Source organism: Paenibacillus rhizosphaerae, from assembly GCF_014192015.1.
In the GTDB taxonomy this organism is placed as follows: domain Bacteria; phylum Bacillota; class Bacilli; order Paenibacillales; family Paenibacillaceae; genus Paenibacillus_AQ; species Paenibacillus_AQ rhizosphaerae.
The window spans coordinates 1,536,364-1,551,341 of sequence record NZ_JACHXJ010000001.1 but is presented as its reverse complement, the minus strand read 5'-3'; the positions used below and the strand labels follow the sequence as shown (position 1 = coordinate 1,551,341).

Annotated in this window: 15 protein-coding genes; 3 read left to right on the top strand and 12 right to left on the bottom strand. The window is 52.7% G+C overall.

The window, feature by feature from the left end; all coding sequences use genetic code 11:
* Positions 1–412: 412 nt before the first annotated feature.
* The 8 genes from FHS19_RS06745 to uxaC all read right to left on the bottom strand — a co-directional run bounded on the left by FHS19_RS06745 (position 413) and on the right by uxaC (position 8,557).
* Positions 413–1,792, bottom strand: a complete 1,380-nt coding sequence (locus FHS19_RS06745; RefSeq protein WP_183580417.1) for an amidase — start codon at positions 1,790–1,792, stop codon at positions 413–415.
* A gap of 135 nt (positions 1,793–1,927) precedes the next feature.
* A complete protein-coding gene (larC2, locus tag FHS19_RS35245; protein ID WP_183580414.1) occupies positions 1,928–2,413 on the bottom strand; it encodes a nickel pincer cofactor biosynthesis protein LarC2 in 486 nt (161 codons plus the stop codon).
* Positions 2,414–2,441: 28 nt separating this feature from the next.
* The gene (gene larC / locus FHS19_RS35240) at positions 2,442–3,470 is read right to left on the bottom strand and encodes a nickel pincer cofactor biosynthesis protein LarC (RefSeq protein ID WP_183580412.1); all 1,029 of its coding nucleotides are present in this window, start codon (positions 3,468–3,470) and stop codon (positions 2,442–2,444) included.
* Positions 3,451–4,224: a nickel pincer cofactor biosynthesis protein LarB gene (gene larB, locus FHS19_RS06730; protein WP_183581481.1), complete on the bottom strand. Its 774-nt coding sequence runs from the start codon at positions 4,222–4,224 to the stop codon at positions 3,451–3,453. The genes larC and larB overlap by 20 nt, the downstream gene beginning before the upstream one ends.
* A 27-nt stretch (positions 4,225–4,251) precedes the next feature.
* The gene (gene larE, locus FHS19_RS06725) at positions 4,252–5,052 is read right to left on the bottom strand and encodes an ATP-dependent sacrificial sulfur transferase LarE (protein WP_183580409.1); all 801 of its coding nucleotides are present in this window, start codon (positions 5,050–5,052) and stop codon (positions 4,252–4,254) included.
* 25 nt (positions 5,053–5,077) lie between these two features.
* Positions 5,078–5,848 (bottom strand): SDR family oxidoreductase, encoded by a 771-nt coding sequence (locus FHS19_RS06720; protein ID WP_183580406.1) that lies wholly within the window; start codon positions 5,846–5,848, stop codon positions 5,078–5,080.
* Positions 5,849–7,135 (bottom strand): nickel pincer cofactor-dependent isomerase, group 22, encoded by a 1,287-nt coding sequence (locus FHS19_RS06715; protein WP_183580403.1) that lies wholly within the window; start codon positions 7,133–7,135, stop codon positions 5,849–5,851.
* A gap of 18 nt (positions 7,136–7,153) precedes the next feature.
* Positions 7,154–8,557: a glucuronate isomerase gene (gene uxaC / locus FHS19_RS06710; protein WP_183580400.1), complete on the bottom strand. Its 1,404-nt coding sequence runs from the start codon at positions 8,555–8,557 to the stop codon at positions 7,154–7,156.
* 203 nt (positions 8,558–8,760) lie between these two features.
* Between uxaC and FHS19_RS06705 the strand changes: the two genes are divergently transcribed.
* Positions 8,761–9,936, top strand: coding sequence for an ROK family protein (locus FHS19_RS06705; protein ID WP_183580387.1), 1,176 nt, complete (start codon positions 8,761–8,763; stop codon positions 9,934–9,936).
* A 154-nt stretch (positions 9,937–10,090) separates the two neighbouring features.
* Here the strand turns inward: FHS19_RS06705 and FHS19_RS06700 are convergent, their stop codons facing one another.
* Positions 10,091–10,651, bottom strand: a complete 561-nt coding sequence (locus FHS19_RS06700) for a pyridoxamine 5'-phosphate oxidase family protein (RefSeq protein ID WP_183580385.1) — start codon at positions 10,649–10,651, stop codon at positions 10,091–10,093.
* Between the two features lie 154 nt (positions 10,652–10,805).
* The gene (locus tag FHS19_RS06695) at positions 10,806–11,138 is read right to left on the bottom strand and encodes an antibiotic biosynthesis monooxygenase family protein (protein ID WP_183580384.1); all 333 of its coding nucleotides are present in this window, start codon (positions 11,136–11,138) and stop codon (positions 10,806–10,808) included.
* Between the two features lie 115 nt (positions 11,139–11,253).
* Between FHS19_RS06695 and FHS19_RS06690 the strand changes: the two genes are divergently transcribed.
* Both FHS19_RS06690 and FHS19_RS06685 read left to right on the top strand, forming a co-directional pair.
* Positions 11,254–12,138, top strand: coding sequence for a LysR family transcriptional regulator (locus tag FHS19_RS06690; RefSeq protein ID WP_183580382.1), 885 nt, complete (start codon positions 11,254–11,256; stop codon positions 12,136–12,138).
* 105 nt (positions 12,139–12,243) lie between these two features.
* The gene (locus FHS19_RS06685) at positions 12,244–12,750 is read left to right on the top strand and encodes a hypothetical protein (protein WP_183580376.1); all 507 of its coding nucleotides are present in this window, start codon (positions 12,244–12,246) and stop codon (positions 12,748–12,750) included.
* Positions 12,751–12,861: 111 nt separating this feature from the next.
* Here FHS19_RS06685 and gnd read toward each other — a convergent pair whose 3' ends face one another.
* Positions 12,862–14,280: an NADP-dependent phosphogluconate dehydrogenase gene (gnd, locus tag FHS19_RS06680; RefSeq protein WP_183580374.1), complete on the bottom strand. Its 1,419-nt coding sequence runs from the start codon at positions 14,278–14,280 to the stop codon at positions 12,862–12,864.
* 30 nt (positions 14,281–14,310) lie between these two features.
* Positions 14,311–14,976 carry a fructose-6-phosphate aldolase gene (gene fsa / locus FHS19_RS06675; RefSeq protein ID WP_076166067.1) on the bottom strand — a complete coding sequence of 222 codons (666 nt, stop codon included), beginning with the start codon at positions 14,974–14,976 and terminating at the stop codon, positions 14,311–14,313.
* Positions 14,977–14,978: the final 2 nt, after the last annotated feature.

Genomic DNA, 14,978 nt, shown 5'->3' with positions numbered 1-14,978 from the left:
AAAAACTTCCTCTAAACGCGGTCTGGCTACTTTGAAGTTTCTTCGATACATGTTTTTAGTTAGATATAAAATTGTGTAGGCTTCCGAGAGCCATCTCCCTTATATCGCACTAAAAATTTCCGCTAAACGTGGTCCGACTTCTTTGAAGGTACATCAATATACATTTTAGTTAGATATAAGAACAGTCATGGCTTCGTTGAATCGCCTTCTTATATTGCACTAAAAACTTCCTCTAAACGCGGTCTGGCTACTTTGAAGTTTCTTCGATACATGTTTTTAGTATGGTCAGAACAGCTTGAAAAATTCGGTAAACGAGAGTTCTCTAATTTCTCCGGCCTAGCGGATGAACAGAAAATAAGAAAGGAACACCGCTGCACGGCAGTGCAGACAGTGTTCCTCTCAAGGTACTTAATTAATATCCTGCGCATATCTGATCTCGCAGACGGTAGAATTCCTTCAGCTGGTCCTGCTCGTAGGCGTATCCGGCGCGAATCAGCAAGTCTTCTCGATCCTTTCCGGCCACGAGCTGCAATCCTACGGGAAGGCCTTCGCTTGTCAGTCCGCACGGGACGGATAAAGCGGGAACCTCCACCATGTTGAACAACCCCGTATAACGGGTCATCGCGTCAAAGACACTTTCCGTATAATCGCCAAACCGGACTTCGTCCACGCCAATTTTCCGCGCAGGGATCGGGATCGTCGGTGTGGCCAACACATCGATGCGTTCATGGAACAGTTGGTTAAACGTGTTCATGTACATCTCTTTTGTCTTGAGCGCCTCAATATACTGCAGGGAGGTGATATCCCGGGACGATTCCAAAAAAGCTCTCGCATCCGTTCCGTATTGCGCTATGCAGCATTCCATCCGGCTCTTGTGGACATAACCGGCTTCTGACGCCGCGATTATCAGCGATACTTCGCTGTTCCCCTCCACAAAGGAGACGTCCGTATCGATCAAAATGGCACCGAGCGACTCAAGCGACTCAAGTGACTGAAGATACAATGCATAGGTTTCCGGGTCGATGTGCTCGTTAAAATAACTGGTCGGCACGCCGACGCGTAGTCCCCGGATGTCTTGATTCAGATATGGCAGGTAGGACTGCTTCGTCATGGCACCGAACAGGACAGCCAAGTCGGTCATATTGGCCGTGATCGGTCCCACATGATCCAGTGTCCAAGAAACGTAAAATACGCCCTCGGTAGGTACTTTGTTGTACGTAGGTTTTAACCCGACAACGCCACAGGATGCGGCTGGGATCCGGACGGAGCCGCCCGTATCGGTGCCGATGGCAGCTACCGTCAAATCAGCGGCTACTGCCGCGGCTGATCCGCCGCTGGAGCCTCCCGGCGTGTATTCATGATTCCAAGGATTGTGCACAGGTCCGTAATGCGGGTTATTTGAGGTGACACCGAGGGCATATTCATGCAGATTGTTTTTACCCAGCAGGATTGAATCCTGCAGCAGCAGCCGCTGAACGATGGCAGCATTCTTGTCTGGTACGTGGTTGGCGTCAATCGAGGAGCCGTAAGTGGTGCGGATACCTCTGGTATCGATATTATCCTTATATGAAAGCGGAATTCCGTACAGGAGACCGGTCTGCTCTCCCGCAGAGGATTTGGCTTCAAGCCGCTTGGCTTCTCCCGTTGCCCGATCCTTGGCTACCGTAATATATGAATTCAGTACAGGCTCTTTCTTTTTAATCCGTTTCAAATAATACTTCGTGATGTCCTGCGTCGTCCATGAGCCTGTTTTGTAGCCGGATTGAAGTTCCTGAATCGTTCTTCTCCCCATCTTCATTCTCCTTTCTCGATCAGACAAACGAAAACTTCCCTTTCGGGAAGCTTTCATGTCCAGTTCTCTACTAAGCTATGCGGAAATGCTAGAGAACGTATGGGGGAATTACCAATAAAAGGAGATTGGGAGCATTTATAACTTGGCAGGCAGGAACCCGACAGATTTCCACACTTGTTCGTAAACGGACTTTATCGGAATACTGTTCTCTTGGGCTATACGTTTGCAATCCTCGAACTCCGGAGCGCATTGGACGGTCACTCCGTTATGAATGCCCAGTTTTACGGTAACGGCTCCCCATTCCGTAGGGACCTGAGTAAACATTCGTTCCAGACGATGCACCGTTAGGGGATAATACCGAATGCCGAGCGTGGTCGTCTCACGAAAGATGATTTCTTTCATCCGGTCGATCTTTTCTTTGGTGCATAGCAGCTGAAGCATCGTTCCCGGCCGGTTTTTCTTCATATAAATGGGCGTATAGAACACGTCGTTTGCGCCATTTTCGAGGAGAAGCTCCATCACGTAGCCCAGCCATTCACCCGAAATATCGTCGTAATTGACTTCCATCTTCACCATGTCGTGATCGACATGTTCATGATTTGGGGGCAGCTCAGATTTCATAAGACAGGCTCCTTTCGGCTCCAGAGCGTTATTCGCCCACGATGACACGCAGCACGTTCGGCCGGTCGGCAAACGTTTTAGTCCCTGCTCCATAACCGATAGCGGACACCTTTATGGACGGAATAGGTCCGTACTGCTGCGCCAGCACCGATACAATCGCCGCACCCGTCGGTGTTGTCAGTTCAAAGCGGACGTCCGACGCTTCCAGCGGCACCCCCTTCAAAATCTCCAGGGTCGCAGGTGCCGGCACCGGATAAATGCCGTGGTCGATCCGGATTTTGCCCATACCGACCGGTACCGGCGAGGAATGGATCGCTTCAATGCCCATTTGATGGATCAAAATCGAGGCGCCGACAATATCGACGATGGAGTCTACGGCGCCTACTTCGTGAAAATGAACTTCGTCTAACGGAACCCCGTGTATCTTTCCCTCAGCTTCCCCGATCAATTTGAAAATACGGAGTGCCGTGTCGCGTACCTGCTCCTCAAAGCCGGCCGCATCAATCATTTGGACGATATCCTTGTAAGCCCGGTGATGATGGTGATGATGGCTGTGACTATGCGAATGTTCATGGCTATGATGGTGATGATTATGGCTATGCTTGTGATGAGCATGGTCGTGGTCATGGTCATCATGGGCATGATGATGGTGGATATGCTCATGAGGATCGTGAGCGTGGTCGTGATGGTTATCGTGCACATGTTCGTGGCTGTGATCATGCCCATCATTTTGTTCGTGATTGTGTTCATGGCTATGGCTGTGGAGATGCGCTCCATCATGCCCGTGATGAACTTCGCCGGAGCCATCCACTGCGAGATGATCCTCATGGGAATGGACAGGACCCTTCTCTTGCGCTTCTTGCAAATGCACATCAAATTTGGTCGCGGTGATCCCGTTTTTGTTCACCTTGCTCCACTGCAGCGTATATTCTTCTTCGATGTTTAACTTTTGCAGCTCCTTCTGCATCCGCTGCGCATCGCCGCCGGCATCCAGCAGCGCCCCGATGAACATGTCTCCGCTGATGCCGGAAAAGCAGTCAAGGTATAGTGTTTTCAATCCGTTGCCCCCCTCTATGTACAAGCTGATGGATCAGCGCGGCGTTATAACCCCCGCCGAATCCGTTGTCGATATTCACCACACTGATACCTGAGGCGCATGAATTCAGCATGGTGAGCAGCGCCGACAAGCCTTGGAAATGCGCTCCGTACCCGACGCTGGTCGGCACCGCGATAACCGGATGGGAGACCAGGCCGCCGACGACGCTGGGAAGCGCTCCTTCCATCCCGGCCACCACGACGGAGACTGTCGCGTGCTGAATCTCTTCTAGATGGCTGAACAAGCGGTGGATCCCCGCAACGCCCACATCATATATCCGATGGACCGTGCTGCCAAGCACTTCGGCGGTCACAGCCGCCTCCTCCGCCACGCTCAGGTCCGAGGTTCCTGCCGCAATTACGGCGATATACCCTTGCGGATCGTCAGCATGTATTTCTTCCTTTTTCCAATACAAAACCCTTGCCGTCTCGTGATATATGTAATCCGGGCAAGCCCGCAGCACCGTCTCGGCTTTTTCCTTGTCCACACGTGTAACCAGAACGCTGCTGCCACGGGCTTGCAGAGCGCTGGTGATGGAAATGATATGATCCGCCGTTTTGCCTTCCCCATACACGATCTCGGGGAAACCCTGGCGTTTACTGCGCTGGTGGTCTACCTTGGCAAAGCCAAGATCTTCAAATGCCGACAACCGCGCCTTGGCTTCCGCCACGCTCAGGGCTCCACTGCGCACTTGCTCCAGAACGTCGTCCAGCAAAGTTCTCATCCTCCTCCAGAGCTTTCGTTATGCCAAAATTTTGTTCATGCTGCCGCTCTGATAACCCACCAGGTCAAGTGTTACGTATTTGTAGCCGTACTCCTGCAGCCTGCCGGAAATTTGCGAGTGATGCTCCAGAACGATTTGCATGTCCTTCGGTTCCACTTCGATCCGGGCCGTATCCTGGTGCGTACGCACCCGAACCTGGCGGATGCCGAGCGATTTCAAATAGGCCTCCGCTTTTTCGACCTTGCTCAGCTTCTCCTTGGTGATCCGTTCCCCGTAAGCGATTCTTGAGGACAAGCAGGCAAAGGATGGCTTATCCCAAGTGGGCAGGCTGAATCCTCTGGACAGCTCGCGGATTTCTGCCTTATAGAGTCCGGCTTCCAGCAGCGGCCCGCGAATGCCCCTTTCCTTCGCCGCCTGCATGCCGGGCCGGAATTCATTCATGTCATCGGCAATGACGCCGTAAACGATATTTTTATAGGATTGCTCCGTCAGTACGGGGACCAAGTGGTCGAAGAGACTGCTTTTGCAAAAATAGCAGCGGTTTTTCGTGTTTTCGGCATATCCGGGAATGGCCAGTTCGGAGGTTTCAATGACCTGATGCCGCGCTCCGATCCATTCGGCCAGCTCCCTCGCCTCCGCAAGCTCCGTCGACGGATACGTTTCCGAATCCGCGGTCACCGCCAGCACCTGATCGGGACCGAGCGTATCGACAGCCGCTTTAAGCAGAAAAGTGCTGTCCACCCCTCCCGAAAACGCAACCACGACCGAATTTAGCTCCCGCAGGATAGACTGTAGTTTCTCATATTTTTCGGTGAGCACACTCATGCCTCCTTCCCGTATGATCTTAGATCGTCATGCTGCCAAATCCGCCGTCTACCCGGAGCAGCGAGCCGGTGATAAAGCTTGACGCCTGATCCGATGCAAGCAGGATCGCAGCCCCTTTTAATTCATCCGGCGTACCAAAGCGGTTCATTGGCGTGTGCCGCATGATCGATTCCACCCGTTCCGGGCTTAATATTTTCTGGTTCTGCACAGCCGGGAAGAATCCTGGAATGATCGCGTTCACACGGATCCCCTCCGGCGCAAGCTCCCGAGCCAGGAATTGGGTGACGCTGTTCAATCCGGCTTTGGACACGGAATACGTAAACACCTTGGAGAGCGGTGTCGTTGAGGACACTGACGAGATGTTGATGATGCTGCCCTTGCGCTTCTGCTCGACCATGCGCTTGGCGAAAATTTGGCAGGTAAGCACGATGCCCTTCAGGTTCACGTCCATAATGTTGTCCCATTCTTCCATCTCAAGCTCGAAAAAGGGCGTCGTGCTGTTCGTGCCAGGAGCATTAAGCAGAATATCCCATCCGCCTGACCATGCTTCGATATCTGCGGCCGCTTGGACCAGAGACTCCCGAGAACCGACATCCGCCTGAAATGCTTTGGCTTCGCCGCCTTGGCTCCGGATGGCGCTCACGACCTCCTCCGCTTTGTCCAGGTTCCGGCCTACGATCGCCACCTTGGCGCCGTGTTCGGCGAAGCCCTCGGCAATCGCCGAGCCGAGCACGCTGTTACCGCCGACCGCTACCGCCGTTTTCCCCGATAAATCAAACAAACCCGTCATCTAGTGTCTCCCCTCCGTTTTCGGTAAATTTCCGTGCTCGTCAAAAGTCAGATCATACGGCTCCGAGGCCAGCTCCATTTGCGGATGCTGCTTCACATATTCAAACAGCGCCTCGGACACCTCGATTTGGCTCAGAACGAGCGTATTTTTGATCCGGACGATCTTCGCCTGGTTAAAATCCAGCACATTGCTCGTTTTTACCGCCGCCTGAATCGCTTCCTTGTCATTTGGCAGCGTGGTGGCGATCTTTGTCGGCGCAACGACGGTGGACGTCAGCCCGTTGGCATACGTAACCTCCAAATCCATCTTGTCAACGAGCCGCTGCGTCGTAAAGTCCGCCGTGCCCACGCCGTTTGCGTTTCCCTCCGATTGCGGGGTCAGATCCAGGACGACCATTTTGTTGACATCCGGCCCACCATGCGCATATGGCGTCGGATACCGGCCCGTGATGTTCGGATCCATGCCGTCGCCGCTGATGTTTTTGCCGATCTCGTCAATAATCAGCACTTCCAGCTGGTCAAAAAACAGCCTAGGCAGCAGTTCCTTGGCCTGGATCTGCAGCTGCGGTTCCTTGTCGATAATTTCCTCCGGTGTTAGGACCTCAACGACCGAAACCTTGTCAAACGCATTTTCGATCGTAGCTACGCCGAACAGAACCGGCTTCTTCTCCATGATCATATTGGCCATGGCCGGGACATTCTCGGCCATATATTTAAACCCTAGCTGGTGGCAGGCCTCCGCCCCCTTTTGCTTGCCAAGGCCGATGCTGATCATTTTCATGATGCCGCTCTCTACCGGTCCCCGAAAAGCCGTATGCGGCTTGATCCGGTTAATGACGACGATGCCGTCCGCCGCTGCGGCGTATTTGTCCAAATACACCGGAAGACCGTTCGGAAGCGTGCCGAGCTGAACGACTTCCATCGACGAGCGGATTTCGCAGCCGGCGCTCTCCTCCGTAACGCCCAAATGCGCCAGCACCTCCCGCTGTCCTTCCGCCGTGGCACCTCCGTGGCTGCCCATGCTTGGCACGATAAACGGCTTGGCCCCCGCTTCCTTCAATGCTTTAACGGTCACAGCGGTTAATTCCACGATGCGGTCAAGACCCCGGCTGCCGACAGCGATCGCAATTTCCATGCCGGGCTTAATCTTCTCCAGGATATGCGGCCGACGCAGCTTGGCCCCAAGGTCGCCGCCCAAGTCCACGATCTGTTCAGCGTTGAACTGGACGTTGACCTTAGCCATTTTCGGAATCGGAATATCCTTCAAAAGCTCCTGCAAAATACCCATGCGTTTTCCCCTTCCCCGCTATCGTTTCATGAAATAGGCTTCGGCGTTGCCGTAACCGATGTTTCGAACCATCCGTTCCAGAGCCTCCATATCATCCGGCACGAGCCCCTTCTCCACCCAAGTGCCGAGAAGATTGCAAAGAATACGCCGAAAGTATACGTGCCTTGCATAGGACAGGAAGCTGCGCGAATCGGTCAGCATGCCGATAAAATGGCTGAGCAGTCCAACATTCGCCAGGTCCTTCATCTGCTTTTCCATACCATCTATATGATCGTTAAACCACCAGCCAGACCCGAACTGGACTTTACCAGGTACGCCTTCCTCATAAAAGTTGCCCGTCATTGCGGCCAAGACGGCATTGTCTTTCGGATTCAAATTGAACAGCACCGTTCTCGGCAGGGCGTCCTCCTGATCCAGCGCATCAAGGAAGCGGGCCAAACCCTGCGCAAGGTTTGTTTCTCCCACAGAGTCAAAACCGGTATCCGCACCAATGCGGTTTTTCATCTTTGTATTGGTGTTGCGCAGCGCGCCCATATGCAGCTGCATGACCCACTGCTTGCCGGCGTACATTTTGCCGAGCTCCTTCAGCAGGAAAGAGCGGTATGCGTTAATTTCAGTGCCTGACAGATCTTCACCATTCATTCTTTTAGTAAAGACAGGGTTGATTTCTTCCTTCGTGACATCTGCGAAATCCAGGTGCGGAATATCGTGGTCGGATGCGCGTCCGCCATGCTCATCGAAGTAATCCACGCACTGCTGAAGCGCATTCAAGAAAGCATCCAGGGAATTGATGGGTTGACCTGTAATCTCCCCGAGCTTACGCACCCATTCAGTGTAAGTGGGCCGCTCGATATACAGCGCTCCGTCCGGTCTGAACGTCGGTGCGATGATGGTTTGGAAGCTGTCGTCAGCTGCCAGCCGCTCGTGGTATTCCAGCGGGGACAGCGGATCGTCGGTCGTGCCGATGAATTTCACCCGGGCTCTGGCGATCAGCGCCCTCGGCAGGAAATCGGGCTGCTGCAGCTTGGCGTTGCATGCCTCCCAGATGTCGCTGGCCGTGGCCGGGCTCAGGATTTGTTCGATGCCGAATACGTTCTTGAGCTCCAAATGCGTCCAATGGTACAGCGGGTTACCGATCAGGTATGGAACCGTCTCCGCCCAGGCCATAAACTTATCCCAATCCTCCGCCTCACCGGTGATGAGATGCTCTCCGATGCCATGCATCCGCATCGTGCGCCACTTATAATGGTCGCCTCCCAGCCATAGCTGCGTAATGTTGGCCCAAGGCTTGTTCTCCCATACTTCCTTCGGATCCAAATGGCAGTGAAAATCGAAAATCGGCAAATCAGCAGCCGCCTTTTCATATAACCGAACCGCTGCAGGGGTATCAAGCAAAAATTCCGAATCGAGAAAATGGCTCATCCTGTTCTCCTCTCCAAGGATCAATAGAATGGTGAAACCCTTTACAAAAATTAATTTGTTTATTAAACTTACAAAATATATTCGTACTGTACCAACTCCCTACGTCTTTGTCAATCGGGTAATTTCAGAGCGGGAGGGGCTGTTCCGTGCTACAAAATGGTTTATGCTGAATTGTTATTATGTTCAGAAATTGGAGGAAACAAATGGTAACGGGTGACGCCTCATATATTAAAAAGATCAACCGGGCGTTGATTATACGGGAAATTTTGAAGGAAGGAAAGATTTCCAGAGCGGATCTGTCCAAGATCACGGCCCTGACCCGGGCTACGATCTCGGCGCAGGTAGCGGATTTGCTGGAAGAAGAGCTGGTCGTCGAAACCGAGCTGGAGCATAATCCCGTTGGACGCAAGCCGATCATGCTCTCCCTGAATGCCCAGGCTGGATATGCGCTCGGCATTGACCTGGACGCAGGACAAGCGACATTCATGCTATCCGATTTAACCGGCCAACCGGTTGCAACGGACATCATTCCGATCCAAGCTAAGACCTATAAGGATATCGTGCAGCTGCTTGCCTCCTCGATCCGCCGATATCAAAGCCAATGCGCGGGCAGCCGCTACGGAATGGTCGGCATTGTATTGGCCGTCCACGGCCTCGTATCCAATGAAGAGAAAATCAAATTCGTGCCCCGTTTCCAATGGCAGGATGTTGACTTGAAGCAGGACCTGGAGCGCGCAGTCGGTACGGTCATCCATTTGGAAAATAATGCGAACCTCAGCGCTTTTGCAGAACGTGCGTACGCTCACCATACGACCGACAACCTGCTCTGCGTGACGCTATATTCCGGCATCGGACTCGGCATGATCATGGATGGCAAGTTCTTTCGCGGTCATGAAGGCTTTGCCGGCGAGATCGGACATATGATCGTCGTTCCCGGCGGGGAGCCCTGTGCATGCGGCAACCGCGGGTGTTGGGAGAAGTATGCTTCGGAGACCAGTGTGCTTCGGAACATCCTCGCGGCCGAACCTGACGAAGCCTCGAATTATGAATGGATTGGCCGGCGTATTGCCGAAGGCGACGCACAAGTACTTGATGCCCTGAATCAATTCATCTATTACCTGTCGATCGGGTTGAACAATGTCATCAATATGTACAATCCGGACGTCGTCGTCATCGATAGCGAGCTCCTGCGCGTAATTCCCAATTCACTGCAGAGTATTCAAAACCAACTCCACTCGCAAATCAGCCATTACCGGGAGATCACACTGTCCGGCATGGGGCGGAAATCCTGCGTCATGGGTGCCTGCGCGCTGGCGATTTCCCGTTTTCTGGGTGTGCCTGTGCTTAGCTTGCCCTCTGGCGACGACCTTGCAGATTGATTGCTGGATAAGAAAAAAATTGGTGAGATGCTCCCCACCCCCTTTTCACAAGCCCGATACAACGACGCTGCCTATACAAAAAAACAAGCCCGGATCCTTCCCGGCTTGTTTTTCGTTATCGGTTATTTTGATCATACGGCTTCTTTTACAATGACTATCGTCCCAACCGTTTTCCTAAAGGAGTCGGCAGGCCGTCGATCGTGCTACTGTTTTTCTCCTGCCAGTAGTCGTGCAGGCCCTGTTCACCTTTATGCTCCGCCCACCGTTGAAGTGTATCCCGCTCCTTTTCATAGGTCATGAAGGGGACCGCATAACCGCAGGACGTCTGTACTTTATGCACATCGATCGTTATAATCTGCCTGGCCCCGAGCATCGGATCAAACAAAGGGTATAACGTCTCCCACTCGCTGCTTTCCGGTAAAACCACCGCCCCGGTTCCGTACAGCCGCATGATGTTCGCTGGCCCTTCAAACGCGCAGAACATAATCGTGATCCGGCCGTTTTCATCCAAGTGGGCACTGGTTTCATTGCCGCTTCCGGTCAAGTCCAGATACGCGACCCGGCGCTCGGACAAGATTCGGAACGTGTTATACCCTTTTGGGGACAAGTTGACGTGTCCTTCCTGTGATAACGGTGCCGTACCAACGAAAAACATGTGCTGCTTGCGTATAAAGTCCATATGCTCAGGCAGCATGGCCGGAAATTGTTTCCCCATTTGAATCCCCCCATTCGTACTCTGTCGCTTAATTAAATTCATTGTATGTTAGTCCGCTGCATATTAAAAATATATTTTTACCGCGTAATCATACATTTTAGTTATGAGTGTTCATGAAATGGGGGCTCCCCTTCAGACTCGGGCTCGTTTAGGCTTAGATATTCATAAAATCGTCCCTCTCGACCTTGCTCACCCGCAAACCGAACCGTGCGTACCACGCGGTTTTCCCTTTGTCCTGAGCCACCCTGTGCAGGGAATTTTCTTTCCAGGCCTTGATTGCCTCAAGCGACTCCCAATACGAGACGGTAATTCCGATCCCATCCGTTCCCCGAACGCTTTCGACTCCGAGAAAACCCGGCTGTTTCGATGCGATCTCGACCATCTTATCTCCCATTTTCCCGTACCCTCTGTTCTCTCCTTCGGACATTTCCGAAGTAAAAATAACCGCATAGTACGGCGGTTGCGGCGTTTTTGCTATAGCTCCCATCCCTGTTCTCCCCTTATCCGTTTTTTATCTGAATTATACCGAGACTCTTACAATAAATAAAATGAATGTTTAAAATGGTTGTAATGATTATTTTTCATGGCGGGAGTGTTTGAAAATGACCTTGGCGAAATACGAAATTCTCGGAAAAGTCGTCGAAACCGGAAACCTGACCAAAGCGGCGGAACAGTTGAGCTTAACACAGTCGGCAGTAAGCCGTGCCATCATCAGCCTGGAGCAGGAATTGGGCATCCAAATCCTTGCCCGGGGCCGGTCTGGCGTCCGGCTGTCCCATGACGGAGAACGGTTGTGGGGATATATGAAGGAAATGCTCCAACTTCATGAAAACATGCTGCAGGAGGCGGATCAGATCAAGGGGCTGCTGCGGGGAACCGTCACCATTGGAACATTCACCAGCATATCGATCCATTGGCTGCCGGATATTCTTCACCGTTTCCAGCAGAAGTACCCGCAGATCGAAATCAGGCTGCTCGACGGGCATTATCACGATATCGAGCGCTGGATTGCCGATGGGACTGCAGACTTTGGATTCGTGAATATGCCTTCTTCGCATGGCCTGGAAACGAGGACGCTCATACGGGATCTGATGATGTGCGTTCTTCCGGCAGGCCATAAACAAGGCATGAAATCTGCGATATCGCTGGAGGATATTGCGGATGAACCGTTTATTATGCCTGCCAAAGGCTGCGATACGGATGTGAGAGCGTGGTTTGACGGACAACGAGCGGCTCCCCGCGTGCGATTTGAGCTTGAGGACGACCACGCCATCATGGCGATGGTGCGTAGCGGACTCGGCGTCAGCATCCTGCCGGAAACGATCCTTGCTTCAGCTCCCGCAGGGCTGGTGGTCCGGCCGCTGTCCCCGGAAGCTTCGAGGTCCATTGCTCTAGCCGCGGTGTCCTTTAAGAAATGCTCCCCAGCGGCATCTAGGGCGATTTCGTGTATTGTGGAGATGATGGGAGCGCAGAAATCGGATGCCTAAGCAAAAATATGTATTTACCGCTCCAACCAAACCACGAAATACTGCGTCTTACTATTGAAGTGAAAAGTACCCGTACGCTGTGATCTCTGGTGAAGGATGTGACGAATGAAAATCAGATGGCTCATCCTGTTATGTTTCGTACTGATTGCGGGCTGTTCCCATTCCCCATCTACGATCGAAGAAGCAATGAACGAATCCGACATTCCTTATGACGACATTTTAAAAACCTTTGATCCAGACAATAAGCATACGGTGGTTTTCTATAGAAATGACCACCAATACAATGTTGGCCTGCTGAAGCACAAGCGTCAAAGTTGGACCTGGATCGTCGGAACAAACTCGGATATCAAGCTTGAGCAGGATATAGATTGGAGTTACTGCAACTTAAACGAGCTTAGTCCGATGTTTGTCGGAACGGTCAATAACAAGGATATCCGAACCGTCATCGTAGAGACACGCAAAGTAAAGACCGAAGCCCAATTGATCTCAACATCCGACGGCACCGTATACTGGTATGTGCTTTTGGATGAGCCGCAATACCCGCCAATGCGGTTTACCGGATATGATGATCGAGGACAAATCGTTTATGACACCGGCCCACTCGATGACTAGGAGTTCCCTTCGCTGATCAAATACGTCTGCCGCCTAAACGTTCTTATAGCTAAACAAAAAAAGCGTGCCGATGCTCTCGCATCGACACGCTTTCTTTAATACACTAACCGATTATTCTTCGGACTCGATCCATTGGAAATGGAAGGTGCCTTCTTTGTCGACACGCTGGAACGTATGCGCGCCAAAATAGTCGCGCTGCGCTTGCAGCAGGTTGGCCGGCAGACGCTCCGTACGGTAGCTGTCGTAATAAGCCAGTGCGGAAGCGAAGGCCGGAACCGGAATGCCGCGCTGCATGGCAACGGCCACAACGTTTCTCCAAGCATCCTGGTAGTTGGTAACGACCCAGCCGAAGTAATCGTCCAGAAGAAGATTCTTCAGTTCCGGATTTTTGTCGTAAGCCTGCTTGATGTTTTCCAGGAAACGGGCGCGGATAATGCAGCCGCCTCGGAAAATCATCGCAATGCTGCCGAAGTTCAGATTCCAGTTAAACTCTTCGGATGCGGCACGGAGCTGCGCGAAGCCTTGGGCGTACGAACAGATTTTGCTGGCGTACAGCGCCTTGCGTACGGCTTCCACGAACTCCCGCTCATCGCCTTCATATGGAGCGGTGTGCGGCCCTTTCAGGATTTTGCTCGCCTCCACACGCTCTTCCTTCATCGCGGACAAGAAGCGGGCAAATACCGATTCGGTCACGATGGACAGCGGTACGCCGAGATCCAGCGAGCTCTGGCTCGTCCATTTACCTGTTCCCTTTTGTCCCGCCGCATCCAGAATGACGTCAACCATCGGTTTGCCGGTGTCGGGATCCTTCTTGGAGAAAATATCAGCCGTAATCTCGATCAGGTAGCTGTCCAGCTCGCCACGGTTCCACTCAGTGAAAATGTCGTGCAGCTCTTCCGTTCCGAGTCCCAGCACATCCTTCAGCAGGTGATAGGCTTCGCCGATCAGCTGCATGTCGCCATACTCAATGCCGTTATGGACCATTTTCACGTAATGGCCGGATCCCCCTTCACCGATGTACGTCGAGCAAGGATCTCCATTGACTTTGGCTGAGATGGCCGTAAGGATCGGTTCAACGAGCTCGTAAGCGTCCTTCTGGCCGCCAGGCATAATGGCCGGTCCTTTCAGGGCACCTTCTTCGCCGCCGGATACTCCGGCTCCGATGAAGCGGATGCCCTTCGCCTGAAGCTCCCGATATCTGCGCTCGGTATCCGGGAAGAAGGCGTTCCCGCCGTCAATCAGGATGTCCCCCTCTTCCAGATGCGGAACGAGCTGCTCGATCAGTGCGTCTGTCGGTCCGCCGGCTTTGACCATCATCATAATTTTGCGTGGTGTTTCCAGGGACTGCACAAACTCCTCGATGCTGAATGTGCCGACGAAGTTTTTCCCTTCGGCTTCGGCGAGCAGTTCTTTCGTTTTTTCCGGCGAACGGTTATATAAAGCGACTGCGAAGCCTTTGCTTTCCATATTCATAGCCAGGTTTTTACCCATGACGGCAAGACCGGCCACACCGATTTGCTGTTTGCTCATCGTTTCTCTCTCCTCCAGATCTCTCTCTTTTTACTTGACGCTGCTTTTCCAGTCGGCCGCAAATTTAACCAAACCTTGGTCCGTCAACGGGTGCTTGGCGATTTGTGCAATCACGCCGAACGGAACGGTCGCAATGTGGGCGCCAGCCATGGCGACGCGGGTGACATGGTCCGGATGGCGTACCGAAGCTGCGATAATTTGCGTGTCCAGGTTATGCGTGCGGAACAGCTGCGCAATTTTGTCCACCAGTAGAACGCCGTCTTCGGAAATGTCGTCCAGACGACCCAGGAATGGCGATACGTAAGTTGCCCCGGCACGGGCTGCCAGCAGCGCCTGATTCACGGTAAAGATCAGGGTCACGTTCGTTTTGACCCCTTTTTGGGACAAATAACGGCAGGCTTCCAGACCGGCAAGGGTCATCGGCAGCTTGATCGTGATTTTCTCATCGTTGTTGTTGATCTTGATCAGCTCATTTGCCTGCGCGATCATTTCCTCAGCGGTTTCCGCATCCGGCGTCACTTCCGCCGACACAGACTCCACTTCCGGCACAGCCTGGCAAATCTCGGCGATCCGGTCTTCGAATTTCACGCCTTCCTTGGCAACCAGGGACGGATTCGTGGTGACTCCGGACAGAACCCCGATTTTGTAGGCGGATTGAATATCCTGCAGATTGGCGGTATCAATAAAAAATTTCATCT

Bases quoted from the DNA above. Each gene is read 5' to 3' on its own strand.
- FHS19_RS06745 (WP_183580417.1), bottom strand. From the start codon at position 1,792: ATGGGGAGAAGAACGATTCAGGAACTTCAATCCGGCTACAAAACAGGC.
- larC2 (WP_183580414.1), bottom strand. From the start codon at position 2,413: ATGAAATCTGAGCTGCCCCCAAATCATGAACATGTCGATCACGACATG.
- FHS19_RS06720 (WP_183580406.1), bottom strand. From the start codon at position 5,848: ATGACGGGTTTGTTTGATTTATCGGGGAAAACGGCGGTAGCGGTCGGC.
- FHS19_RS06715 (WP_183580403.1), bottom strand. From the start codon at position 7,135: ATGGGTATTTTGCAGGAGCTTTTGAAGGATATTCCGATTCCGAAAATG.
- uxaC (WP_183580400.1), bottom strand. From the start codon at position 8,557: ATGAGCCATTTTCTCGATTCGGAATTTTTGCTTGATACCCCTGCAGCG.
- FHS19_RS06705 (WP_183580387.1), top strand. From the start codon at position 8,761: ATGGTAACGGGTGACGCCTCATATATTAAAAAGATCAACCGGGCGTTG.
- FHS19_RS06700 (WP_183580385.1), bottom strand. From the start codon at position 10,651: ATGGGGAAACAATTTCCGGCCATGCTGCCTGAGCATATGGACTTTATA.
- FHS19_RS06695 (WP_183580384.1), bottom strand. From the start codon at position 11,138: ATGGGAGCTATAGCAAAAACGCCGCAACCGCCGTACTATGCGGTTATT.
- FHS19_RS06690 (WP_183580382.1), top strand. From the start codon at position 11,254: ATGACCTTGGCGAAATACGAAATTCTCGGAAAAGTCGTCGAAACCGGA.
- FHS19_RS06685 (WP_183580376.1), top strand. From the start codon at position 12,244: ATGAAAATCAGATGGCTCATCCTGTTATGTTTCGTACTGATTGCGGGC.
- gnd (WP_183580374.1), bottom strand. From the start codon at position 14,280: ATGAGCAAACAGCAAATCGGTGTGGCCGGTCTTGCCGTCATGGGTAAA.
- fsa (WP_076166067.1), bottom strand. From the start codon at position 14,976: ATGAAATTTTTTATTGATACCGCCAATCTGCAGGATATTCAATCCGCC.